This is a genomic window from Hymenobacter sp., assembly GCF_031398885.1.
Classification (GTDB): domain Bacteria; phylum Bacteroidota; class Bacteroidia; order Cytophagales; family Hymenobacteraceae; genus Hymenobacter.
Genome location: NZ_JANNOD010000030.1, coordinates 38775 through 63568, shown reverse-complemented (window position 1 = coordinate 63568; position 24794 = coordinate 38775). Strand labels below are relative to the sequence as shown.

The following is a 24794-nucleotide window of genomic DNA, read 5'->3' as shown; positions in this document are numbered from 1 at the left end:
CCCCGAACCCTCAACCCCGCAAGCCCCAACCCCGGAAGCCGCAACCCCGGAAGCCGCAACCCCGGAAGCCGCAACCCCGGAAGCCGCAACCCCGGAAGCCGAAACCAGCCCGGCCCCGTCCCCCAACCCGGAGGCCTTGCCCTCCGACGAGCGCATTGCCAGCGCCGCGCCCGCGCTGATTGCCGACCCGGAAACGCTGAGCGGGGCCGATGCCGCGGCGACCGTGGAAGACCAGGCGCCAGAGCTGCCCACGGTGGAGCTGGCCAGCGCGGCGCAGCTCGAAACGGCCGCTGAGCCGCTGGCCGCCTTGCCCACTTCCTCAGAAACCCCACTGGACGAGGCCCCTGCCGCCGGGGCCCGGCCCGAAACCGTGGCGCCGGATTTTACCGCCCTCGACCTGCCCGCCCAGGCCGCGTACCTGGTTGAATTGCTGCGCCGGCCCGACGCGCGCCGCAACCGCAAGCAAATCCAGGACCTCACCCGGCTCTACGAAACCAACGTGGGCCTGGCCCGCAGCGCGGCCCGCCAGAAATTCGCCGAAGGCGGCGAAGGGGCCGAAGCCTTTGCGTTCCAGCAACCCGAGGGCCAGCAGGAGCTGAACAAGGCCATGCAGGAGTTTCGCGAGAACCGGGCCAAGGACGCCAAGGCGGAGGACATGAGCCGCGGCGACAATCTGACCAAGAAAAAAGAGCTGCTCGACCAGCTCCGTGGGCTGGTCGAAGCCGCCGAAACCAAGGACAGCTCCGGCAAGCTCAAGGCCCTGCAAGCCGAGTGGAAGGCCACCGGCGCGGTGCCCCAAACCGACAGCCAGGCCATCTGGGACACTTACCACGGCCTGCTGGACATCTATTACAGCAAGCAGGGCCGCTTCCTGGAGATGAAGGATTTGGACCGCCGCCGCAACCTGGAGGCCAAGGAAGCCCTCGTCAAGCGCGCCGAGGCGCTGGCCCAGGTGCCGGGCATCAACAAGGCCCTCGACGAGCTGACCAAGCTGCACGAGGACTGGAAGAACGTCGGCCCCGTGCCGAACGACCAGCGCGAGCCGCTGTGGCAGCGCTTCATTGCCGCCTCGGACGCGCTGCACCAGCGCCGCAAAGAATTCGTGGACCAGCGCTCGACCCAGGAAAAAGCCAACCTCGTGGTGAAGCAGGCCCTGCTGGAACGCGTGCTGCCCTTCGCCGCCTTCGACACCGACCGGGTGAACTTGTGGCGCTCCAAAACCGATGAGCTGCAGGAAATCAAAACCGAGTGGGAGGCCGCCGGCCTCGTGCCCCGCGCCCAGGCCGACGCCCTGAACAAGCAGTATTGGGCGGCCTACAAGTCCTTCTTCAACCGCAAAAACGACTTTTTCAAGTCGCTTGATAACGAGAAGTCGGCCAACGTGAAAGCAAAGGTTGCCCTGATTGAGCAGGCCGAAGAAGCTTTGAACAATCCCGACGGCGACGCGGCCCGTCAGGTCATCATTCGGGTGCAGAAGGAGTGGAAAGACGTGGGCCGGGTGCCCGACAAGCTGGCCGACAAACTCTGGCACCGCTTCCGCGCCGCTTGCGACAACGTGTTTGACCAGCCCAAGCACGAGGCCCGGCAGCGCGAAGAGAAAGTGCAGCAGTCCTCGGGCGAGCAAACTGCGCACCTCGATAAAATTGGCGAGCAGGTCAACGCCCTCACCCCGGAAAACCCCGGCTCGCTGGAAGGTTTCCGCGCCCTGCTGGCTGGCTGGGCGGCTGAGTTTGACCCCACCGACGAGCACCCCGGCCGCGGCACCGCCGACCGCAGCGAGGAGCAGCTGCTGGTTTTGCTGGGCAAATACCTTGACCAGGTGCCCGCCCTGAGCTACGCCGACCGCGGCGAGCTGTTGTTTCAGGCGGAAGTGGGCCGCCTCAAGGCCCGGCCCCAGGCCCAGCAGCAGCTCACCCGCAAGGAAATGGCGCTGCGCAAGGAAATCAACGAGCTGGAGAACGACCATTCGACCTTGCAAACCAACCTCGACTTTTTCGCGCGCTCCAAGAATGCGAACCAGCTGCGCGAAGAATACCAGGGCCGCATCGCGGAAGGGCAGAAGCGCATCGAAGTGCTGAAAAAACAGCTGAAGCTGATTCGCAGCTAAGCCTGACGGCTTTCGGGTTTTTGACGCAGAAGCGGCCCGGGATTATAACCGGGCCGCTTTTTTTATAAAATTAGCTAAGCCCGTTGGCAGAAGCGCAGGGGAAGGCGTACTTTTGTGCCACCAACCCGCCGCCTTAGCTCAGTTGGTAGAGCTTCTGACTTGTAATCAGAGGGTCGTTGGTTCGAGTCCGACAGGCGGCTCATGCGTGCGTGCTTAGATAAAGCAAATGGCCCTTCAGTTTCTACTGAAGGGCCATTTGCTTGAGGTAGCGGCGGTTGGCCTTTGCAACGGGCCTTTTTGCCCAGGCCCTACCGGGGCCGCCAACTCACGCTGAAGCCGGTGCCGCCGCCCGGGCTCCACGTCGGCATCAGGCCCACGTCGCGGCCCAGGGGCTTGCGGCCCCAGCGGCAGCGGTGGCTGAGGTAGCCCAGGTGGGCCGAAAGGATGCCAAATCCGGCCCCGGCCACCACGTCGCTCTGCCAGTGCTTGTCGTTGAGCATCCGAAAAGCCGCCACGCCGGTGGCAATGGTATACGCCCCGACGCCGTACCACTGGCTTTTGTCGCGCAGCTCGGTGTGCACAATGCTGGCTGCCAAAAACGCCTGCGCCGTGTGCCCCGACGGAAACGATAAGCGGTCGGAGCCGTCGGGCCGCAACACGGCGGTGGCGGTTTTCACGAGGTACACCGAGCCGAGCATGATGGCTTCGGACTTGAGCACCACCAGGGCCACGTTCAGCCGGTCGTCGCGCCCCTCGACCCCGGCCAGCAGCACGCCCCCCAGCTCAAAGTAGGGCACAAACTGCAGGTAATCGTCCAAGGAGTTATGAAAGCCCGAAAAGTGCCGCTGCAGGTCCTTGCGGGTATCGTAGGAGGAGTAAAAGCCGTGGCCGTTGATGGTGCTGATGCCGTAGCCGATGAGCACCGCCGGCACCACGCTGGCCCGCAACAGCTTGCTTCGGAACAAGGGACGCTTGCTTGCCGCGGCCGGGCCCGCAGGGGTTTCGTACTTGTGGACGGGGTCGGCGCGCTGGCTGGTATCGGCGAGGGGCGTAGCGGCAGGGACCGGGGTTTGGGCCGCGGCGCGCCCGGGTGCCTGGGCGACGGGCAGCAGCAGCGCCAGGGCGAGGGCGAAGCGGGCTAGTGGAGTCAGCATGGGTAGTTTGGGGCAAAGAAACGGGTGCGGACGTGAAATACGAACCATGCCTTTTCAACGTACGGCTTGGGGAGGAGCCGTCCGGGCGGTGCGGCGGCTAACTTGCCCATTCATTCTGTGGTTTTTCTGTTTTCCCCTGTTGATGTATGCGTTTGCTGGAAGTGTTGACCCCGGACCAGGCCCGCGAATTTCTGCTTTTCCCCACGCGCCTGTACGCCGGCGACCCCAACTACGTCCGTCCCCTGGACCGCGACATCAACGGGGTATTCAACCGCAACAAGAACAAGTATTTCCGGCACGGTGACCTCGTCCGTTGGCTCCTGGTTGACGAGGCGGGCCACACGCTGGGCCGGGTGGCTGCCTTTGTGAACGAGCGCACCGCCCACACGTTTGCGCAGCCCACCGGCGGCATGGGTTTTTTCGAGTGCATCGACAGCCAGGAAGCGGCGGCGGCGTTGCTGGACGGGTGCCGCGCGTGGCTGGCCGCCAGGGGCATGGCGGCCATGGACGGCCCCATCAATTTTGGCGACCGTGACCAGTGGTGGGGCCTGCTGCTTGATAATTTCGGCCCGCCCCTGTACGCGCAAAACTACAATCCTGCCTACTACCGCCGCTTGCTGGAAACATACGGCTTTCGGCTTTACTTCAACCAGTACACCTACTTCCGCAAAGTTGCGGCCCCGCTTACCCCCGAATATCAGGAAAAGGCCGCCGTGCTGCTGAGCAACCCGGCCTACAGCTTCGAGCACCTGCGCCTGAACAACCTGGCGAAATACGCCGAAGACTTTCGTCAGGTCTACAACAAAGCCTGGGTGAAGCACGACGGCGTGAAGGAGATGACCGTTGAGCAGTCGGCCAACATCATGCAGAAGCTCCGCCCCGTCATCGACGAGCGGGTTTGCTGGTTTGCATACCACCGCGGCGAAGTGGTGGGCTTCTTCATTTCCTTGCCCGAGCTCAACGAGCTGTTTCGGTACGTGGACGGCAACCTGAACTGGCTGGGCAAGCTCAAGTTTGCGTGGTACCGCTGGCGCGGAGCCGTGCGCACGCTCACCGGCATTGCTTTCGGCATCGTGCCCGACCACCAGCGCAAGGGCCTGGAAATGGCGTTTATCCTGGCGGCTTCCCGCACGGTGCAAGACGCTACCCAGGTTCACTACGAGGATTTTGTCATGAACTGGATTGGCGATTTTAACCCCAAGATGATGCGCGTGGCCGAGTCCATCAGCGGCACCATCTGGCGGACCCACGGCACATACCGCTACCTTTTCGACCGCAGCAAGCCCTTCGAGCGCGCCCCGGTGATTGAGTAGGCAGGCGGGTGCTAAGGAACTCAATGCGCATCAAAAAACCCCTGGTTAAGCAGCCAGGGGTTTTTAACGAGGTGGGTTAGCCCGCCACGGCGGGGTTTCCGTTAGAATGAGTAGCCCACGCTGGCCGTGATGTTGCGCGGTAGAATGGGCCGCACCAGGTTGAAAGCGGCTTGCGAAGGCGTTTTGCCGGCCGCGTTCAACGTCGGGTTGTCGATGAAAGCCTGGCTGGAAGCCGCGCTGTTTTCGCCGTTGCGGGCCGCCGCGTCGCCAAAGCCCAGGGCGTTGAGAAGGTTGGAGCCCTGCACCGACAGGCGCACGCCCTTCAAGCTTCCGGCAAAGTTGTAGCCCACGCCGCCGAACAGCACCCCGTAGCTGGGCAGCAGGATGGTGTTGCGCCGGTTGGCGTAGCGGTTGCCGAACCAGCGGTAGTTGCTGAACACGTCGAAGCCCGCGCGGCTGTATTCAAACCCGCCTTCGAGCAGCGCGTCGGGCGTGTCTTCGAGGCGGTTGCCGGCGATGGACACGAGCTTGCCGGTTTCGTCCAGTTGCTGAAACTCCACGATGCGCGGCGTTTGCAGCGTGCCAATGCCGCGTAGGGTGAGGCCCGCGACGGGTTGGTAGGTGATTTCGCCTTCCAGCCCGGCGTTCTGCACGCTGCCGCGCTGGCGGTTGAGCGTAAACGAGCCGTCGGCGTTGGCTTGTTGGATGGTGAAGGGAATGTTCTCGTTGCGGCTGTAGAAGGCCGTCAGGCCCAAGCCCAGGCGGTCGGTGCTGGCCTTCACGCCAACTTCGGCCTGCTGCACGCGCTGCACCGCCCCGCGCACGGTGCTGTTGCCGGTCGGGTCGGCCGGGTCCGCGCCGAATGCCCACTGGTCGTTGGTCGGCACCACGCCCGAATTGGAGTAGCGTGCGTAAATGGCCGTGCGCGGGTCGAGCTTGTAGTTGGCCCCAATCGAGCCGTTCACCGTTTCAAACACGTAGTCCCAGGTGCGAAACTCGCCGGTGTTTTGCAGGTAGGAATTGTCGTAAATAGTCGTGTAGTCGCCGTCGAGCCCGCCGTTGGCGCCCGTGGGGTTGGCGGCGGAGTTCAGAAACGGGTAGCGGGGGTCCAGGTTGACGGCGCGGGACGACTTGCCGGCCCGTCCGAAGTTGTGGCTCCGCTCGTAGCGCATCCCCAGGTCCAGGTGCAGCTTTTCGCTGAGGGTCCATTCATCGCCCAAAAACAAGCTGTTGATTTGGGTGGTGCCGTCGGTGTTGGCCAGAATGCCACCCGCGGTGCCGAAGCTGTAGGCGTAAAAGCCGTTTTGCGTGATTTGAATGGGGGTTCCGTTCAATATCGAGCTGGGGTCCTGCGCCCGGGTTGAGGTCGTGAGCGTCAGGTTCAGCAGGCGCGGTCGGTTGGCGACTTCTTGTAAAATCTGGTTGTAGCTTAGCCGCTCCTTGATGTTGTAGCGCGATGCGTACCAACCGCCACTCAGGTGGTGCCCGCCCGTGGTTTTGCTGATTTGCAGCTTGTTGATGGCGTTGGTGGCCGGCTTGTCGTCCGGGAAAATGCCGGCAATGTTGACCAAGCCGTTGCCGTTAAAATTGAAGTCGCCCCCGGTCTGAGTGATGGCGCGCGTGGTTCGGTTGTAGTTGCCGCTGGCCACCAGGGCGTTGTTGTCGGCGTAGCGCAGCTCGAAGCCGTTGGCGCCAAGGCCCCCGTAGCCGCCAAGCAGCGACTGGGTGAGGCCCAGGTTGATGCCCGCAAAGGGCGGCAACAAGTCGTACACCCCGTCGGTGCTCAGGTTCGCATCCAGCACCCGGGCGTTGTCCTGGAGGGTGAACCCGTTGCCCAAATCGAAAAACACCTCCGAGCTCACCGACTTGTAGCGCGAATGCTGGCCGTCGGCCAGGTCCCGGTTGAGGGTGCCTTCGCCGTTGTTAAACGGATTGGGCAGGCTGTGAAAGCGCTGAAACTCCGAGTACATGGTGCCGCGCCGCAGGTCGGGCCCGCCCGGAATCTGCTGCGGGTTGTTGAGGTTCTGGTACGGAATGCTGGTGAGGTAGGCCACCCGGTCGTTCAGGTACTTGCCGTAGAGGCGCACGTAGCCGTTTTTGAGGGTGTAGGTCACGTTGGCTTTTACCTGGCCGCCGCGGTTCTGGGTGTAGCCCGCGTACTTGGTGCCGTCGTCCTTGCGGAAGAAGCCGCCGACGTTGAAGCGCAGCGGCGTGCCCTTGATGGGGCCGCCCACGTTCGCGTCCACGCGCTGCAGGCCGAGTACCTGGTCGAACCCGCTGCGGTCGGAGTAGAAACCTTGGTCGCCGCCGGTGAACTTGACCGTGCCCCCAATCTGGCCGGTGTTGCCGGTCTTGCTCAGGAAGTTTATCAGCCCCCCCGGCGCGTTGTTGGCTTGAATGCCCGCCGAGCCGCCTCGCACCACCTCCAGGCGGTCCAGCGTTTCGTCCACCCGCATGTGGATGTCGCTCTTGGCAAACGTGAGGCCGCCCACTTCCAGCAGCGGCAGGCCGTCTTCCAGTAGCTGCAAAAAGCCGAAGCCGGATTCGGCGTTCGCCGGCAGGCCCCGCGCCGAAACGGAATTGGCGGCCTCGCCGCCGTCTGAGTTCACCCGGAAGCCGGGCACCGCCATCAGCAAGTCGGCGGTGCCGCGCGAAACCCGGGTTTGAATTTGGCGGGCGTTGAGCGTGGTTACTGCCGTAGAACTCTCCAGCTTGCTCTGGGGGTTAAAAGTCCCCGTCACCACCACGCCTTCCATGAGGAGGGGGTCTTCGGCCAGGGCGGCGTTCACGGTGGCGCTGCCGCCCTCGGCCACGGTTAACGGCTGGGTAGCGGGTTTGTAGCCCAGGAACGATACGGTGGCCGTGTAGCTGCCCGCCGGCACGCGCAGCGTGAACTCGCCGGCGTTGTCAGTGGCCGTACCGATGTTGCCGGGAGTCAGCACCACGGTGGCGCCGGCCAGGGTCTGGCCCTGCCCGTCTTTGATTAGGCCCGTTACGGAACTGTTGGAGTTGGTTTGGGCGTGGGCGATGGGCGACAGCGCCGTGGCGCACACCAGGGCTAGCGCCGGCCGCCAGTGCCGAGGGAATGGTAAAGAGTGTGGCATGTAGAAGGGGAGGGGTGGTGAGAAGTCGGGCCAGCCAGGTCCGAGTGTGCCGTAATTACGCAGCGTTTGGGGGCCGCGGTTTTTTCCAGAAGACGCAAATCTACGCGCCCCCTTACTTTCGTAGTCCATCCGCGCCGTAGCGCCGGTTTGCGCCGGCAGCGCTGCTTCGTCCCCACGTTCATCCTCTATTTTATCATGCGCTTACTTTCCCGTTTGGTCCTGTTTGGGCTGCTTGCTTTCACGTCTGCTTGCCAGACGGGTTGCGCCTACGTGCGCTACTTCACCCCGCTCAATCCCAGCACCAGCAAAGACGCCCCGCCGCTGAGCCATTCGGCCTGGGACAGCCTCCTCAAAAAATACGTCGACGACCAGGGCATGGTCAATTACAAAGGCTTCCGCGCCGATAGTTTGGCGCTCAATGCGTACCTGCAGGAAGTATCAACCCATCTGCCGAGCAAAAGCTGGACCCCGACCGACCGGCTCGCCTATTGGATTAACGCGTACAATGCTTTCACCATCCAACGGGTCATTCGCGCTTACCCTCTGAAAAGCATCAAGGACCTGGGCGGCGCCAAAACATTGGTTAACACCACTTGGGACCAGCGCTTTATCTCCCTCGACGGCGATCGGTACTCGCTCAACGATATCGAGCAGCGCATCATCCGCAAGAAATTTGACGATAACCGCATCCACGCCGCCTTGGTGTGCGCGGCCATGTCGTGCCCGCGCCTGCGCAACGAGGCTTTTACCGGCGTCCGCCTGAACGAGCAGCTGGACGCGCAAAGCCGCGAATTCGTCAACAACCCCGCCAAGAACAAGCTCACGCCGGCTGACAAGCCCCAGGTGTCGGCCATCTTTAATTTTTACCCCAAGGATTTTGCCAAGAACGGCAGTACTTCTATTCAGGACTTCATCAACCGCTACGCCACCCAAAAAATCAAGCCCGACGCTTCGTTGACTTACCTGGAGTACAACTGGGCGCTCAACGAGCAATAGAAGGGTTTATTCGATATTTGCGCGGCGGTTGCTATTTGGGTAGTGGCCGTCGCGTTTTTTATTCGCAGGATTTCACCAACCCCTAGCCGACCTTCGCTTTGACTCTAGTCGCCGCCACCGCTCAGTTTATTGCTCAGAAGTTTGCCGACGAGGGTAGCGGCCACGATTGGGCCCACATTCGCCGGGTTTGGCTCATGGCGCAGCGCCTGGCCGTTTCCACCCCCGAAGCCGACCGGGACGTCACTGAATTAAGCGCCCTTCTGCACGACATTGCCGATTGGAAGTTTCATGACGGGGATTACGAAGCGGGGCCGCGCGCCGCGCGGGAGTGGCTCCGTAGCCAAGCTGCCCCCGAGGAGCTTATTGCCAGGGTTGAGACTGTAATTCGGGAGGTTTCCTTCAAAGGATTGGGGGTGCCCACGCCGGTTTCTTCGGTGGAAGCAGCCTTGGTGCAAGATGCCGACCGGCTCGACGCCATCGGAGCCATTGGCATTGCCCGCGCCTTTGCCTACGGCGGGCACAAGGGCCGTCCCTTGCACGACCCCGCCGTGGCGCCCGTGGCCCATGAGAGCTTCGCGAGCTATCAACAGAACGTGGCGCCCACCCTCAACCACTTCTACGAAAAGCTTCTGCACCTCAAATCCCGAATGCACACCGTCGCCGCGCGGCAGATTGCCCAGGAGCGCCACGCCTTCATGGAAGCTTACGTGGCCCGTTTTTTGGCCGAGTGGGAAGGAACCGAATAAATTGTGGGTGCCTGCCCCGGGTTGCCCGTTCGTCTGGTTTCAGGCCGTTACCTTTATGCGATGACTCTGCTTACCCGCTTTTTTTCCTGTTTGTTTTTGGTTGCGGCGGCCAGTTGTCGCACCTGCCCCATTGAATCGTGCCAAACCCGTAAAGTGCACCTGCACAGCGGCCAAAAGTACCGTGGACAGCCGCTCTGGAAAATGCAGAATCCAGCCATTGGCCAAAAAATCAAGACCTATAACCCCAAAGCCGGGACGCACGCTAATGACAAGAGCAAGACGTTGAAGTAGCCCGCTCAAAACGTCCAAAAAAGGCCGCAGCGCTTGCCGTTGCGGCCTTTTTGTTGTATCTTCGCACGTACAACAAGAACCACTCACCGTGCGGCTTAAAGCACCCTTTTAAGGGGATAATTTGAGCCGCCTATCAACCCCCTCAATGGCGGAAGGCGAAAAAATCATTCCTATAAACATCGAAGATGAGATGCGGGGCGCGTATATCGACTACTCGATGTCGGTCATCATTTCCCGGGCCCTGCCAGATGTGCGCGACGGTCTGAAGCCCGTGCACCGCCGCGTGCTCTACGGCATGAGCGAGCTGGGCGTGGGATATAACAAGTCATATAAAAAATCGGCCCGTATTGTGGGCGAGGTGCTGGGTAAATACCACCCGCACGGCGATAGCTCGGTTTACGACACCATGGTGCGCATGGCCCAGGACTGGAGCCTGCGTTATCCTTTGGTGGACGGCCAGGGCAACTTTGGTTCCGTCGACGGTGACTCGCCGGCCGCCATGCGCTACACCGAGGCCCGCCTCAAGCGTATCGCCGATGAGATGCTCAACGACTTGGATAAGGACACCGTTGATTTTCAGCCCAATTTTGACGATTCGCTGGAAGAGCCCAGCGTGATGCCCGCCAAGTTTCCCAACTTGCTGGTAAACGGTACTTCCGGCATTGCCGTGGGCATGGCTACCAACATGGCTCCCCACAACCTGACGGAAGTGGTGAACGGTATCATTGCCTACCTGTCCAACCCCGCTATCACCATTTCCGAGTTAATGCAGCACGTGACGGCCCCCGACTTTCCTACGGGTGGCATTATCTACGGCTATGAGGGCGTGAAGCAGGCGTTTGAAACCGGCCGCGGCCGGGTGGTCATGCGGGCCAAGGCCACGTTCGAAACCAGTAAAACCGGCAAGGAGCAAATCGTCGTCACCGAAATTCCCTACATGGTGAACAAGGCGTCGATGATTGAAAAAACCGCTGCACTTATCAACGACAAGAAGATTGAGGGCATCTCGGACATGCGTGACGAGTCGGACCGCGACGGCATGCGCATCGTGTACGACCTCAAGCGTGACGCTATGCCCAGCGTGGTGCTCAACAATCTCTATAAGTACACCCAACTGCAAAGCTCTTTCGGCGTCAACAACGTGTGCTTGGTGAAGGGGCGTCCCATGACGCTGAATTTGCAGCAGCTCATTCAGTACTTCGTGGAGCACCGGGCCGAAGTCATCGTGCGCCGCACCCGGTACGAGCTGGCCGAGGCGCAAAAGCGCGCTCACATCCTGGAAGGCCTACTCATCGCTCTTGACCATTTGGATGAGGTTATTGCCCTAATTCGCGGCTCACGCGACCCTGAGGTGGCCCGGGGGCAGCTTATCGCACGTTTTGCGCTGAGCGAGGTGCAGGCTCGGGCTATTCTCGACATGCGCTTGCAGCGCCTCACCGGTCTGGAGCGCGATAAAATTGTGGCCGAATACGAAGAACTGATGCGCCTCATTGACCACCTGAACGCCGTGTTGGCGTCGGACGAGTTGCAGCGTGGCATCATCAAAACCGAGTTGGAAGACATCCGTGAGCGGTATGGTGACAACCGTCGTACTGAAATCAATTACATTGGTGGCGATTTCTCGACCGAGGACATGATTGCCGACGAGGCGATGGTCATCACCATCTCGCGTGAAGGCTACATCAAGCGCACTAATTTGGATGAGTACCGCGCTCAGGGTCGGGGCGGAGCCGGCTCGCGCGGCGCCATTTCTAAAAAGGATGACTTTACCGAGCACCTGTTCGTGGCTACTACCCACGAGTACCTGCTGTTTTTCACGGAATTGGGCCGCGTGTTTTGGCTTAAAGTATATGAGGTACCGGAAGGAGGGAAGGCTACCAAAGGTTTGCCCATTCAAAACCTCATCGAAATTCCGCGGGAAGACAAGGTTCGTTCCGTGCTCAACGTCCGCGGCCTAAAAGACCCGGACTATTTGGAGAACACCTTCCTGATGTTTTGTACTGAACAAGGCACCGTCAAGAAAACTCCGCTCGAAGCCTATTCGCGCCCCCGTACGGCTGGTATCAACGCCATCACCATCAACGAGGGCGACCGAATTCTGGACGTGCAATTGTTGGCGCCAAATTCTGAAGTGGTGCTCGCCTTGCGTTCCGGTCGTGCGGTGCGCTTTAATGAGTCCAAGGTGCGCTCCATGGGGCGGGCGGCCGCGGGCGTGCGCGGCATCAGCTTGTCGGATACACCGAGTGACCGCGTAATCGGTATGGTGTGTCTAGCCGACCCCGCGCAGGAATTGCTTGTGGTGAGTGAAAATGGCTACGGTAAGCGTAGCGCTTTGGACGAATACCGCGTCACTAATCGTGGTGGTAAAGGCGTTCGGGCCATGAAAATCACGGATAAAACCGGTAATCTGGTAGCCATCAAGGACGTCAACGACACTGATGACTTAATGATTATTAACAAATCGGGTATTACCATTCGCCTTCGAATGAGTGATTTGCGTACCATTGGCCGGGCTACTCAAGGAGTTAGACTAATAAAAATCAGCCCCAACGACGAAATATCTTCAGTTGCTAAAGTGGCAGCTGATGAAAAAGAAGAAGCTGAATCGGTTTTGGTCATGAGTGTTGATTCTGAAAGTGTATCTGAATCCATTAGTCTTGTCGACGGAAAGGCTATTACTGGTTTAGTTTTTGAGTCTAATACCGATGACTCGTTTGATGAACCGGAACCCGAGGAAATGGTGTAGTTGCTAAATAGGAGCGGGGCAGCCCATTGGGCTGCCCCGTTTAATTTTGGTGAATCCAGAGGCCGTTATGAAGCGTTTTGCTTTTTTGATTGTAAGTTCCTTTAATTTTCCCCTCTTTTTTGACTTTGGGCAGTATTCTAGCCTTCGTTAAAATGCTGTCCTGCATTTCTCCTAAATTATGAAGAAGACTTTTTTGACTCTTTCTGCTGCGATTAGCCTGAGCATGGGTGTATCAACTCCTGCGTTAGCTCAGCAATCTGCGGTGACCAACGCCATTCTGAATCAACGTACTGGCTTGCTGGATAAGGCTCGCGTTGACATAGACAAGGCTATTGTGAATGAAAAAACCAGTAATAAGGCCAAAACTTGGTATACCCGAGGTGAAATCTACCAGGCTATGTTGGAAAGCCCTATTTATAGCAAGAACTTGCAGCCTGGTGAAGGCCTGCAAAAGTCTTATGAGTCCTATGGTAAAACCATTGAGCTAGATACTAAAACTGGTGAGTTTGGCAAACAGGCAGTGGTGAAGATGGAAAGTTTGTATGGTCAAGCGTTTAACGATGCAGTAAACAGCTATAACGCGAAAGATTACGATAAAGCCATTGCTAATTATAAATTAGCTTCTCAAATCAAGCCTCAGGATACTACTGCCGTATTATACTCTGCTTATGCCTCCGAAGCTAAGCAGGACTTTGCAGGGGCTAGGGCAAGTTACAACCAGTTGCTAGCGATGAATTATAAATCGGTGAATTTGTACTCGCGTTTGCTACAAATGGCTAAACAAGAAAAGAATGAAGCTGAAGCCGCAAAAGTTGTCGGACAAGCATTGGTCGCTTACCCAGGTAATAAAAGCTTTATGCTCGAAGACCTGAACATGTCGTTGGCTAGTGGTAAAGGAGAGGATGCTCTAGGTAAAATAAACAAGTCCATCGCCGCCGACCCGAATAATTCGAACCTGTACGCCGTGCGTGGGTCTATGTATGACCAGCAGAAGAAAGGTGACTTGGCCTTGGCTGATTACCGTAAGGCCATCGAGCTTGACCCCAATAATTTTGATGCTCAGTTCAATCTGGGTGTTTATAATTACAATCGAGCCGCTGATTCGTACACAAAAGCAAGTAAGATGGACCTCAAGACATATCAGACGTCTGGTAAGAAGTTTGAGTCCGAAGGAAAAAAATTCTTTGAAGCATCCGTACCTTATTTTGAAAAGGCATTGCTGTTACAGCCGGATGACCGTAACACTCTGAGTTCTTTACAGAAAGTATATTTTCGTTTGGGTCGTACCGCTGACTCTGAGCGACTAAACTCCAAGCTGCAGTCGTTAAACAAGAAGTAGGGGCATAGCTTTTTTTGAGCTAAAGAGGTTCATCCAAGATTTGGGTGAATCTCTTTTTACGTATTTGGCTATCTGGTTATTGGTAAGTGTGAGTTTTATTTAACATAATATAAATTATAAGACAATTTCTGAGCCAAGTTAACTTAAAAACAGTCTGTGGTCAAAACGTTACTTTTGCTTATGTTGGCTTAGGCGATATGAGTGATATTCAGTTTAAAGTTTAAATAGTCAAAGTCTTTAGTATCGACTTGTGCGTGTTCAAATTTAGTTAAGTCAAATGTGGTTTTGTCCTGCTTTGTTTTCTTGTTGCTGTTTCGCTGCCGGGTTGTCGGGTGCAGTCCGGATTTGAAGTGCTCGCTATAAGTAAGTGCTTGGCCTGCGTCTGTGAATGCTTTGTAGTCTTTCTATTGGGCTATAGTTAAAAATATAAAAAAAAAAATGTTATTTATACTATAATATACTTGCATAGTATAAATAATTACGGTTTGAGGACGATACAACTGAAATTTGAGGTGATATGAAGCTGCAGTGCCATAGCCCACTGAACAAACGTATAAAATAGACTTAGTAAGTAATAAAAGGTATTAAATGATTACGCGCGGATAAACTTTTTTATACTAAGTTAGTTAGACGAACAAGACAACACTTCAACTCTTACAGCTATGCCTAAACTAATAGACTACCCAAGAACAAGTTATGACGGAGCTTGGGAACTAAGCGAAATCGTGGATGACACCGGGGGGAAATGTGCAGTGGAAACAGCCGCACGAAAACTAGACCGGAAAGTGAGCGGCTCATTCAAAGCAATCATTGGCTCAGCGGTAAAATTCAGGTTACTTACAAGCAAACGTGAATTGCTTACCACAACCACCTTATTTAAACGAATTAAACACGCGTATGACAAACAAGAGGAACTCATCTTCCACAGAGAAGCTTTTCTTACACCCCCACTTTTCACGCAAATTTGCCGAAAATTCAGATCCAGAGAGTTACCTGTTCAAATGCTGGACGTAATGCTAATTAGAGAATTTGGCGTTGAGGAAATAAACGCTCAAGGAGTAGCAAAGGCCTTCGTAGATGGATGTAGAATGGTAGGACTGCTTGACGAACATAACATAATAGCAGACATCGACGCATTAAACAACAAACAGGCCCAACGACGCGAACCAAACAGTCCACAACCGGTACTCAAATCTTTCCAACAAGATGAAAACAACACGAATATCAATTTATCTCCAACCGCGTCAAGGTCAGCTGACATAAAGCTCTATCCCACCACAATAGACAACCCATTATTTGAGAATTTACCCGAAACGTCTATAGCCAATAATCCTCAAAATTCCAATTCTAATGCCTTTAAAAAACCTGTAAACGAGTCTGATGCTGTTGCCAAATTATTTGAGTTAAATCGTTCCAGCTCAACAGTACTTACTCCAATGGTACATATAGATAAGACTCAACCCAAAGGAATTGGAGGGATTAATCTCGATTTAAACGATGAAAACCAAATAAGAAAGAATTTAACGCCCTTGCAAACAATACCTGAACAAACAAAAAGCCCAGGATACTCAGCAATGGAAAGCCCAAATCCCAATTTTCAAATCCAAATCAGCGGACCTGGAATTAATACTTCTCTGGCAATCACCGAAGAAGAAGACATTATTCTTGCGATGGCCCTACTGGAAAAAATCAGGAGACAACTCAGGGCTTAATTTTCCTGATGACCCAGTCCTTCCTGCGTGAGATGGCGCGTACTTGGAAGACGATGACGCTGCTGGAGCACTTCGATGACTTCTGAGAGCGGCACCCCAGACATAACGAGTAATACCAAAAGATGATAAAGCAAATCGGCTACTTCACCAGGTAACGTATCACGACGACCTGCTACGGCATCAATAACGGTTTCGACAGCCTCCTCCCCTACTTTCTGCGCAATTTTAGACAAGCCGCTCCTAAAAAGTGACACCGTATACGAAGTAGGAGCCCTTTCAGGAAATTGTCGGCGTTCTATAATTAGTCGCTCCAACCCGGCAAGAAAACCAACCGGCGCAGCGGGATACTGGGCTTGTTCAAACTGCTCAAAGCAACTAACAGTACCTCGGTGACAAGTGGGACCATACGGAACAGCACGAATCAGTACAGTGTCAGCGTCACAATCAACGTGCAGACTAACGACCGCAAGGTAATTGCCACTTGTTTCCCCTTTGGTCCACAGCCTGTTCTTTGAACGAGAAAAAAACGTGACCCTCCCCTCTTGTTGGGTACGCACCCAAGCTTCTTCATTAACATATCCCAACATCAATACTTGGCCAGTATCGGCATCCTGCACAATGGCAGGAAGTAAGCCAGTGACTGGGTCAAAACGCAATGCAGAAGGAACAGGCACGTGAAAATCAGTAACCATAGTAGTGTAGCAAGGAGCATACTTTAGGGGACATTAGCATGTGCCCACTGGTTTAACTCGGGAAACTGGGTAATTGGTGATTACAACCGCACCGCGATACCAGCCCTGTGCAGATATTGCTTCAAGACTGGCAGCGCAGTTTCATTAAAATGGAAGATGCTAGCTGCCAAGGCCGCATCAGCTTTTCCTTCGGTAAAAACTGCGGCAAAATCCGCCGGCCGACCAGCTCCACCCGAAGCAATCACGGGCACCGATACTGCATCGCTTACCGCACGGGTCAATTCCAGAGCAAAACCTGATTTTGTGCCGTCGTGGCTCATGGAGGTCAATAGCAACTCTCCGGCACCTAATTCGGCGGCTTCTCGACACCACGCAGCCGCTTCGCGGCCGGTGGCTACGGTACCCGCCCGGGTCATGACCTGCCAAGTGCCTTCAACCAAACGGGCATCCACGGCGACCACCACGCACTGCGAACCAAATCGCCGAGCCAGCTCGGCGATAAAATCCGGTCGGGCTAAAGCAGCCGAATTGATAGAAACTTTGTCCGCTCCGTTAAGCAGCAGTGCCTCAACGTCGGCCACCGACCCGATGCCCCCGCCAACGGTGAACGGAATATCGACCACCCGTGCCACTTCACGCACCAGCGCCGTGAGCGGCTGCCGGCGTTGGTTGGTGGCCGTAATATCGAGAAATACCAACTCATCAGCCCCATCGCGGGCGTAACGGGCCGCCAAGGCAACCGGGTCGCCGGCATCACGCAGCCCTTCAAACTGGATGCCCTTCACAGTACGGCCATCACGGACGTCCAGGCAAGGAATGAGACGTTTTTTAATCACGATCTAGCTAGATAAATTGAGGAGGATGCACAAGCTAACCGTACCTGCTGAATTAGAGAAAAATACGTAAATCAGCCAACTCAATGGTGCCTTCGTACAAAGCTTTGCCGATAATAGCCCCGTGCAAGCCAGCTTCGGCAAGATCTTCAAGGTCGGCGACGGTGGTAATGCCGCCGCTGGCAATGAAACGGGCAACCGGGTACTGCTGCACCAAACCACGATAAGTAGCCAATGAAGGCCCTTGCAACAAGCCATCCTTGCTTACGTCGGTGCAAACAAACGTAGTAGCCCCGGCGGCCAGATAGGCCGCGATGAAAGCTGTTAACGTCCAGGAACTCGGCTCCGTCCAAGCATTTATGAGGATGTGCTCGCCCCTAAAATCCGCACCCAGAAAAATAGTATCGGAGCCGTGCTGCCTCAACCACGCTTGGGCCTTGACCGGTTCCCGAACGGCCAGGCTGCCGGCCGTGACGTGGGTGGCCCCGGCTGCCAGCACTTGAGCGAGCGCGGCATCGGTCTGGATGCCACCGCCCACGTCGATGTCCAGCGAAGTACAACGGGCTATACCCTCCAGTACCCCAAGATTGACCGGATGCCCGGCGCGCGCGCCGTCGAGGTCAACCAAGTGCAAGCGACGAATGCCGGCGTCGGCAAAACGCTGAGCCACGACCACGGGGTTCGCGTCGTAAGTTGTTTGACGGGCAAAATCGCCAGCACTCAGGCGCACGCACTGACCGTTAAGCAAATCGATAGCGGGAATTATTTCCACAGAGAAAACGGATAAAAAACGAGAACGCAACGGCAACCAACAAGCCTCTACAGGGCCAAGAAATTGGCTAAAATGCGGGTGCCCACGGCCCCACTTTTTTCAGTGTGAAACTGCACGCCGTGAAAGTTGCCGTGTTGCACTGCGGCACTGAAGGGAGCCGGGTGTAGTGCCTGCGCCGTAGTGTAGGCCCCCACTGGGGCGTAGTAGCTGTGCACAAAGTAAACATGGTCCGCGCCGGTCAAGCCAGCAAAGAGCGGTCCTTGCAACGATTGCAAATTATTCCAGCCCATGTGCGGGATTTTATGGATGGGGTCGGGCAAGAACCGCTGCACAGTAAAAGGCAACAGGCCCAGCAGGGCCGTGTCGTTTTCTTCGCTGTGGCTCCCGAGCAGCTGCATGCCCAGGCAAATACCTAAAAAGGGCTGCGTGAGCGTCGGCAAGACCTGGTCCAGTCCCGTGGCTCGCAGTGCTGCCATTGCCGAAGAGGCCTCGCCTTCGCCAGGAAAAAGCACCTTATCGGCCTTACGCAATGTTTCAGCGTCTGAAGTGAGCGTGGGTCGCGCTCCCAATCGCTCCAAAGCAAACAGAACAGACTGCACATTACCTCCTTTGTAATCAACAACTGCTATTTCCATGACAAATTACTTGTATAAACCCATATGTATAATCTATACAAATGGGTTATCTCTATGGAATCACATCCACCGGTTTACAGTATGCCTTTGGTGCTAGGGATGGCAACGGACTCGTCCCGCTGAATGGCCATCCTGATGGCTTTGGCAACGGCTTTAAAAATAGCCTCGATTTTGTGGTGCTCATTTTCTCCAACGCAGGTAATGTTTAAAGTAGCACGAGCGTTGTCGGTGAACGATTTGAAGAAGTGAAAAAAGAGCTCCGTGGGAAGGTCGCCCACCCGCTCACGGCAAAAATCAGCTTTCCAAACCAACCAGGGTCGACCCGAAAAATCAATGGCGGCCTGCGCCAGAGCCTCGTCCATAGGCAGCAAGAACCCGTAGCGGGCTAGGCCGCGTTTATCACCCAGGGCCTGCGAGAAGGCAGTGCCCAAGGCCAGAGCTGTATCTTCCACGGTATGATGCTCGTCAATGTGCAGATCTCCGTTTACTCTTATGTGTAAATCCGTTCCGCTGTGCCGCCCCAGCTGTTCAAGCATGTGGTCGAAGAATCCCAACCCCGTGTGAATATCGGTTTGGCCGGTGCCGTCTAAATCTAACCGAATAGAAATTTTGGTTTCGTTCGTATTGCGCTCAATGGTTGCTACCCGGGCGGGATAGCGCAAGTGACGGTACACGGCTTCCCAGCTGGTGGTGGTTAGTACTGCGCGGGGGTTTGGTTCGGTACTGAGTAAAATAGCCTGCGCGCCAAGATTAGCGGCGAGTTCCACATCCGTGAGCCGGTCGCCAATGACGTAAGAGTTGGCCAGGTCGTAATCGTTAGCGGCATCGAGGTAACGACCAAGCAAGCCAGTACCGGGCTTGCGGGTGGAGAGACCTTCGTGGGCAAAGCTTCGGTCAATGTGCTCGGCCGCGAACCGGACGCCTTCCCCGCCCAGGATGTCCAGCATGAGTTGATGAGCGGGCCAAAACGTGTATTCCGGAAAACTGGCAGTTCCCAATCCGTCCTGGTTAGACACCAATACCAGTTCGTATTCGGGCAAGTCCTGGGCGATGCGGGCCAAGGCGCTGATTGCTCCCGGCAAAAACTGAAACTTGTCGGGGGTCAGGCCGTCGATTTGCTGGCTGGGCTGGGGCTCCACGAGGATGGTGCCGTCGCGGTCAATGAACAGGGCCTTTTTCAAAGCAAGGAATAACAGTTAGCGAAAAAAACAAACGGAAGCCTGCTGAACCAGACGCATCAAAGACCAGTGGTTGAAGCGGCGAGCAGCTCCGCCCCTACGCCGGCAGTCAAGCCACGCAGCGCGCGAAGCAAGCGTGCATTCTCATCGGGGGTGCCAACGGTCAAGCGCAAGCAGCCGGCGCAGCCGGGCTGCGAAGTACGGTTGCGAACCACAATCCCCTGAGCACGCAGATGGTCGTACACAAGGGTCGCGTCGGTGCGGAAGCGCACAAGCAGGAAATTGGCCTCCGAAGGAAAAACATGCTCGACAATGGGCACCAGCAGCAATTGCTGAGCCAGCCACGCCCGACCCTCAAGGAGCGCAGCCCGCATTGCGGGCAGGCGCGGCGCGGCACTCAGCGCGGCCAGCGCGTGCTGCTGGGTGGCGGCCGAAATGTTGTAGGGCGGCTTGATTTTATCAAGGTAGGCAACCAGCGCCGGCGCGGCGTAGGCCACGCCCAGGCGCAAGCCGGCCAAGCCCCAAGCTTTGGAAAACGTTTGGAGCACCACCAAGCGCGGAAATTCGGCCAGGCGGGTGGTCCAACTGGGCGCCGCCGCAAAGTCAGCGTAAGCCTCATCGACCACAACCAACCCGTTGAAGGTCCGAATAATGGTTTCCAGGACGCCCGAGGCCAACAGATTGCCGGTGGGGTTGTTGGGCGAACACAGGAAAAGCAGCTTGGCAGCAGAACGCGCCAGCACGTCAACCGCATTAGAGGGAAGGTGAAAATCGGGCGTGAGCGGGAGTCGTTCAACCCGTACGTCGTTGAGGGTGGCCGCCACTTCGTACATGCCGTACGTGGGCGGACACACCACAATGCCGTCCTGGCCCGGCGTGCAGGTGAGGCGGACCAGCAAATCGATGGCTTCATCAGAGCCGTTTCCTAGGAAAATATTTGCCGGGGAAACGTCCTTCAACCGGGCCAGCGCAGCCTTAATGGCCCGCTGGTGAGGGTCGGGGTAACGGCTGAAATCGTCGGGACCAACCGAACCCAGGCTGTTTTCATTCGCGTCGAGCATCACCGGGGCCAACCCTTCAAACTCGTCGCGCGCCGAGGAATAGGGTTGCATGCGCTCCACGCTGGGGCGAATGAGCCCGGCGTACGGGCTGGCGGCCGGGGCGGACACCGGGGCGGTTGCGGCCGGGGTTTCAGCGTCCGTTGTCAGCGCGGCCAGGCGCAGCGTGATGGCCCGGGCGTGCGCGGCCAACCCTTCGGCTTCCGCCATGGTTTCGACGGCGGGGCCAAGAGCCCGCAAGCCGGTGGCGGACAACCGCTGAAACGTAATCTTCTTAACGAACGAGTCAAGCGACACGCCGCTGTACTGGCGGGCGTAGCCGCTGGTGGGCAGGGTGTGGTTGGTCCCGGAAGCGTAGTCGCCCACCGCTTCGGGCGTAAGGTGGCCCAGGAATACGGAGCCGGCATTGGTTACCTGGGCGGCCAGGGTTTCGGCGGCATCCGAAGCGAGAATGAGGTGTTCCGGGGCGTACTGATTGGAGAAGGCCAGCATCGCGGCTGCGTCGGCCAACAGTATTGCCCGGCTGTTGGCCAAGGCCAGCGTCGCCACCTCGCGCCGGGGCAGCGTAGCCAGCTGACGGTTGACTTCTGCCGCCACTTGTTCCAGGAGGGCGCTTGAGTCGCTCAACACAACCACTTGCGAGTCGGGTCCGTGCTCGGCCTGGGACAGCAAATCGGCCGCTACGAACGCGGGGTTGGCGCTGGCATCGACAATGACGAGCACTTCGGACGGCCCGGCAGGCATGTCGATGGCCACGCCGCACTCGGCGGCAGCCAACTGCTTAGCCGCGGTGACGTAGCGGTTGCCGGGACCGAATATTTTATCCACGGCCGGCACGCTGGCCGTGCCAAACGCCAGGGCGGCAACGGCCTGGGCGCCCCCCGCCTTCACCACGGTTGTGATGCCCAGCAGTTGCGCCACGAACAAAATGACCGGACTCACCGTGCCGTCGGGGCGGGGCGGGGTGCACACCACCACCTCCGGGCAGCCCGCCAGCCGGGCCGGCACCCCCAGCATGAGCAGCGTGCTGAACAAGGGCGCCGAGCCCCCCGGCACGTACAAACCCACGCGCTGCACCGGCACCGCGCGGCGCGAACAGGCCACGCCGGGCATGGTCTCAACGCGCAGCTCGGGCTCCCGCTGGGCCCCGTGAAAGGCTTCGATGTTGGCTTTGGCCTGGCGGATGGCGGCTTGCAGGGCGGCGGGCACCTGGGCAGCCGCGGCGCCAAACTCGGCGTCGGAGACCCGGAGGTGCTCGATGGTGGCGCGGTCGAGTTCGGCGGCCAGGGCTACCAAAGCGGCGTCGCCGCGGGCGCGCACCTGGCTAAAAATCTCGCGCACGCGGGCCAGCACTTGCGGCGCTTCGGCGGTGGCGGCGCGCTGCTGGAGCGCGGGCCAGGTGTTGGGCTCAGGATAGGAATAGCGTTGCATGACGGACCGGGCTAGGCAATCATTTTTTCAATCGGCAAGACCAGAATGCCCTCCGCCCCCACGGCCTTGAGTTGGCTGGTGATGTGCCAGAAGTCGTCCTCCTGCACCACGGACTGCACCGACACCCAACCGGCTTCGGCCAAGGGGGTTACGGTGGGCGACTTGATGCCCGGCAAGAGCCGCCGCACTTCGTCGAGGGCCGCCACGGGGGCGTTCAGCAAAATGTACTTGCTGCGCTTGGCCCGCCGCACGGCCTGCATGCGGAAGCGGAGCTGGTCGAGCAGCTCCAGTTGCTCGGGGGTCAGGTTGGGTTGGGCGATGAGCACGGCTTCAGAGCGAAACACGGTTTCTACCTCGCGGAGACCATTGCCCAGCAAGGTGGAGCCGCTGCTCACAATGTCGCAAATGGCTTCGGCCAAACCAATGCTGGGGGCTATTTCCACCGAGCCGCTGATGGTGTGCAAATGGGCCTGCACGCCGTGCTCGGCCAGGTAACGGCCGAGGATGTTGGGGTAAGACGTGGCGATGTTCTTGCCTTGCAGGGCCGTCACGGAGCCGTAAGCGTCGGCGCGGGGCACGGCCAGGCTCAGCCGGCACTTGCTGAACCCCAACGACTCGACTTCCAACCCCGGATGGCCGGCTTCCACCAGCACGTTCTGGCCCACGATGCCCAGGTCGGCCACGCCGTCCTGCACGTAGCCGGGAATGTCGTCGTCGCGCAAAAACAGGATTTCAAGCGGGAAATTGGTGGCCTCGGTCTTGAGCTTGTAGGAGCTGCTGATGAAGTTGATGCCGCATTCGCGAATGAGGGCAAGGGAATCCTCGCTCAGGCGACCGGATTTTTGAATGGCTAATCGTAGCATGAAGCAGTGAACAGTTGGGCGGAGCCCCGTCCGGGGCACCAATCAGGCCAGCCTCGGCCCAATGGCCGGCGGCGGAATTTCCCAGAAATTGAAGAAGTAGCCCGGGGCAGGCCTGCCCGGGAGCGCAGCGGCGGGGGCACGGGCCGCCGGTGCTACGCTAGCACCCGGCACACCGCCCGGCCCCCCACCGATGGTGGTGCCCGCCTGTTGCCGCGGCCTTGTCCGAAGCCGCCCGCAAAGCCGCGGCCGCCGCTACATCAAAGCACAAGGGGAAAGCCGGAGGCGTCATCGGGGGCAAAGGTAAAACGAAAAACGAAACGAGGGCCGCCCGTAAAGCCGCGGCCTCGGAGGTCAATACCTTTGAGCCCGCCCAAAAGTTTGCGGCCCGGCCAGGCATTTGTCGGCGGGCGGGGTGCGAACTTGCCGCTTTCTTCCCGCTGCATGGCCGATTTCATCCCCTTTCTACATGCGATACAGCCGCTTAGCGCGGAGCTGGCCACGGCGCTGGCGGCGCGCACCGTTCGCGAGCAGTGGCCGGCGCACCACGTGCTGCTGCGCCCGGGCCAGGTGGCGCGGCGGGTGTATTTTCTGGAAACCGGCCTGGTGCGGGGCTACACCCTGCTGCACGGCCGCGAGGTTTCGTCGTGGTTCATGCAGGCCGGTGATTTTGTGATTTCCATCCTGAGCTTCTTCACCCAGCAGCCTTCCGAAGAGTACCTGGAGCTGCTGGAGCCGGCCGTGGTGCACTCCATCAGCTACGAGCAGCTGCAAAGCCTCTACCGGGACTTCCCGGAATTCAACTTTACGGGCCGGCGGCTGATTGAGAAGTATTACGTCCTGAGCGAGCAACGGGCCCTGCACCTGCGCTCGCGGACGGCCGCCGAGCGCTACGAGCTGCTGCTGCGCGCCTTTCCCACGGTGTTTCAGCGGGTGGCGGTGCAGCACATTGCCTCCCACCTGGGCATGGCCCCCGAGACGCTCAGCCGCCTGCGCAACCGGTCCGCGTAGCTCCGGCGGCGGGCCGCGAAAATGACATTTGTCAGGAACGTGCGTGCGGGAAGCCGCCACCTTTGGGGCATTCCATCACCCCAAAAAAACCACGCCATGCTCCTCACCATTTTCGCCGTGTTCGCCGGCTGTTTTTTACTCGAACGCCTCATTCCCGGCTGGAAGCTGCCGGCCGTGCCCACCTGGACCATCCGCGTGCTGGCGGTCAATTTTGTGCAGCTGCTGGTTGTCATCGCAGCGGGCCTGAGCTGGGAGAAATGGCTGTCGGCGTATTCGTTGTTTCATCTGTCGCGGCACGTGCCGGCCTGGGCGGGCGGCCTGGTGGCCTACTTCATTGCCACGTTCGTGTTCTACTGGTGGCACCGCTGGCGCCACACGGTGGACTTCCTGTGGCGGCATTTCCACCAAATCCACCACAGCCCCCAGCGCATCGAGGTCATCACCTCATTCTACAAGCACCCCGTGGAAATGACCGTTAATTCCATCATTGGCGGCCTGCTCATCTACACGTTGCTGGGCCTGAGCGCCGAGGCGGGGGCCATTTACACGCTTTGCACGGCGCTGGGCGAGTTCTTCTACCACACCAACGTGCGCACGCCGCGCTGGGTGGGCTACGTTTTTCAGCGGCCTGAGATGCACCGCATCCACCACGAGTACGAAAAGCACGCCAACAATTACGGCGACATCGTGTGGTGGGACATGCTGTTCGGCACGTACCACAACCCGGAAAAATTCACGACTTCCTGCGGCTTCGATACGTCCAAGGAGCTGCGCCTGCTCGACATGCTGCGCTTCCGGGACGTGCACAAGCCCTGA

General features: G+C 58.1%; 20 protein-coding genes and 1 tRNA gene. 12 read left to right on the top strand and 9 right to left on the bottom strand.

The annotated features are described in order from the left end of the window. The 3 genes from RMO51_RS22565 to RMO51_RS05085 all read left to right on the top strand — a co-directional run. On the top strand, positions 1-294 hold a 294-nt coding region (locus tag RMO51_RS22565), incomplete at its 5' end, for a hypothetical protein (RefSeq protein ID WP_409025029.1). Positions 295-607: 313 nt separating this feature from the next. Continuing rightward, positions 608-2107, top strand: coding sequence for a DUF349 domain-containing protein (locus RMO51_RS05090; protein ID WP_409025030.1), 1500 nt, complete (start codon positions 608-610; stop codon positions 2105-2107). A 127-nt stretch (positions 2108-2234) separates the two neighbouring features. Then, positions 2235-2307 (top strand) — tRNA-Thr (locus RMO51_RS05085). A 108-nt stretch (positions 2308-2415) separates the two neighbouring features. On the opposite strand, the gene RMO51_RS05080 is transcribed toward RMO51_RS05085, so the two are convergent. Beyond that, a complete protein-coding gene (locus tag RMO51_RS05080) occupies positions 2416-3261 on the bottom strand; it encodes a phosphatase PAP2 family protein (protein WP_310392597.1) in 846 nt (281 codons plus the stop codon). A 146-nt stretch (positions 3262-3407) separates the two neighbouring features. Between RMO51_RS05080 and RMO51_RS05075 the strand changes: the two genes are divergently transcribed. Then, positions 3408-4574: a hypothetical protein gene (locus tag RMO51_RS05075; protein ID WP_310392595.1), complete on the top strand. Its 1167-nt coding sequence runs from the start codon at positions 3408-3410 to the stop codon at positions 4572-4574. A gap of 101 nt (positions 4575-4675) precedes the next feature. On the opposite strand, the gene RMO51_RS05070 is transcribed toward RMO51_RS05075, so the two are convergent. Beyond that, complete coding sequence (locus tag RMO51_RS05070; RefSeq protein WP_310392593.1) at positions 4676-7678, bottom strand: TonB-dependent receptor; 3003 nt, start codon at positions 7676-7678, stop codon at positions 4676-4678. A gap of 195 nt (positions 7679-7873) precedes the next feature. Here RMO51_RS05070 and RMO51_RS05065 point away from each other — a divergent pair, with 195 nt between their 5' ends. The 6 genes from RMO51_RS05065 (at position 7874) to RMO51_RS05040 (ending at position 15508) form a co-directional block, all read left to right on the top strand. Beyond that, positions 7874-8674 carry a DUF547 domain-containing protein gene (locus RMO51_RS05065; RefSeq protein WP_310392591.1) on the top strand — a complete coding sequence of 267 codons (801 nt, stop codon included), beginning with the start codon at positions 7874-7876 and terminating at the stop codon, positions 8672-8674. Between the two features lie 98 nt (positions 8675-8772). After that, on the top strand, positions 8773-9420 hold the full coding sequence (locus tag RMO51_RS05060; protein ID WP_310392589.1) for an HD domain-containing protein: 648 nt from the start codon (positions 8773-8775) through the stop codon (positions 9418-9420). Positions 9421-9480: 60 nt separating this feature from the next. After that, positions 9481-9711: a hypothetical protein gene (locus tag RMO51_RS05055; protein WP_310392588.1), complete on the top strand. Its 231-nt coding sequence runs from the start codon at positions 9481-9483 to the stop codon at positions 9709-9711. A 145-nt stretch (positions 9712-9856) separates the two neighbouring features. Continuing rightward, positions 9857-12457 carry a DNA gyrase subunit A gene (gene gyrA / locus RMO51_RS05050; protein WP_310392586.1) on the top strand — a complete coding sequence of 867 codons (2601 nt, stop codon included), beginning with the start codon at positions 9857-9859 and terminating at the stop codon, positions 12455-12457. A gap of 178 nt (positions 12458-12635) precedes the next feature. Continuing rightward, positions 12636-13796: a tetratricopeptide repeat protein gene (locus tag RMO51_RS05045; protein ID WP_310392585.1), complete on the top strand. Its 1161-nt coding sequence runs from the start codon at positions 12636-12638 to the stop codon at positions 13794-13796. Positions 13797-14458: 662 nt separating this feature from the next. After that, complete coding sequence (locus RMO51_RS05040) at positions 14459-15508, top strand: hypothetical protein (RefSeq protein WP_310392583.1); 1050 nt, start codon at positions 14459-14461, stop codon at positions 15506-15508. Here the strand turns inward: RMO51_RS05040 and hisIE are convergent. The 7 genes from hisIE to hisG form a co-directional block, all read right to left on the bottom strand. Continuing rightward, a complete protein-coding gene (hisIE, locus tag RMO51_RS05035) occupies positions 15505-16200 on the bottom strand; it encodes a bifunctional phosphoribosyl-AMP cyclohydrolase/phosphoribosyl-ATP diphosphatase HisIE (protein WP_310392581.1) in 696 nt (231 codons plus the stop codon). The genes RMO51_RS05040 and hisIE overlap by 4 nt on opposite strands. Positions 16201-16280: 80 nt before the next feature. Then, positions 16281-17036, bottom strand: coding sequence for an imidazole glycerol phosphate synthase subunit HisF (gene hisF / locus RMO51_RS05030; RefSeq protein ID WP_310392579.1), 756 nt, complete (start codon positions 17034-17036; stop codon positions 16281-16283). A 52-nt stretch (positions 17037-17088) separates the two neighbouring features. Continuing rightward, on the bottom strand, positions 17089-17805 hold the full coding sequence (locus tag RMO51_RS05025) for a 1-(5-phosphoribosyl)-5-[(5-phosphoribosylamino)methylideneamino] imidazole-4-carboxamide isomerase (protein WP_310392578.1): 717 nt from the start codon (positions 17803-17805) through the stop codon (positions 17089-17091). A 47-nt stretch (positions 17806-17852) separates the two neighbouring features. Then, entirely contained in the window at positions 17853-18440 is a 588-nt protein-coding gene (gene hisH / locus RMO51_RS05020) for an imidazole glycerol phosphate synthase subunit HisH (RefSeq protein WP_310392576.1), read from the bottom strand. Positions 18441-18514: 74 nt separating this feature from the next. Then, on the bottom strand, positions 18515-19621 hold the full coding sequence (gene hisB / locus RMO51_RS05015; RefSeq protein ID WP_310392574.1) for a bifunctional histidinol-phosphatase/imidazoleglycerol-phosphate dehydratase HisB: 1107 nt from the start codon (positions 19619-19621) through the stop codon (positions 18515-18517). A gap of 56 nt (positions 19622-19677) precedes the next feature. Next, positions 19678-22107, bottom strand: a complete 2430-nt coding sequence (hisD, locus tag RMO51_RS05010) for a histidinol dehydrogenase (protein WP_310392573.1) — start codon at positions 22105-22107, stop codon at positions 19678-19680. 11 nt (positions 22108-22118) lie between these two features. After that, the gene (gene hisG, locus RMO51_RS05005) at positions 22119-22970 is read right to left on the bottom strand and encodes an ATP phosphoribosyltransferase (protein ID WP_310392572.1); all 852 of its coding nucleotides are present in this window, start codon (positions 22968-22970) and stop codon (positions 22119-22121) included. A 441-nt stretch (positions 22971-23411) separates the two neighbouring features. Between hisG and RMO51_RS05000 the strand changes: the two genes are divergently transcribed. Next, positions 23412-23978 carry a Crp/Fnr family transcriptional regulator gene (locus tag RMO51_RS05000; RefSeq protein ID WP_310392571.1) on the top strand — a complete coding sequence of 189 codons (567 nt, stop codon included), beginning with the start codon at positions 23412-23414 and terminating at the stop codon, positions 23976-23978. A gap of 96 nt (positions 23979-24074) precedes the next feature. Next, entirely contained in the window at positions 24075-24794 is a 720-nt protein-coding gene (locus RMO51_RS04995; protein WP_310392570.1) for a sterol desaturase family protein, read from the top strand.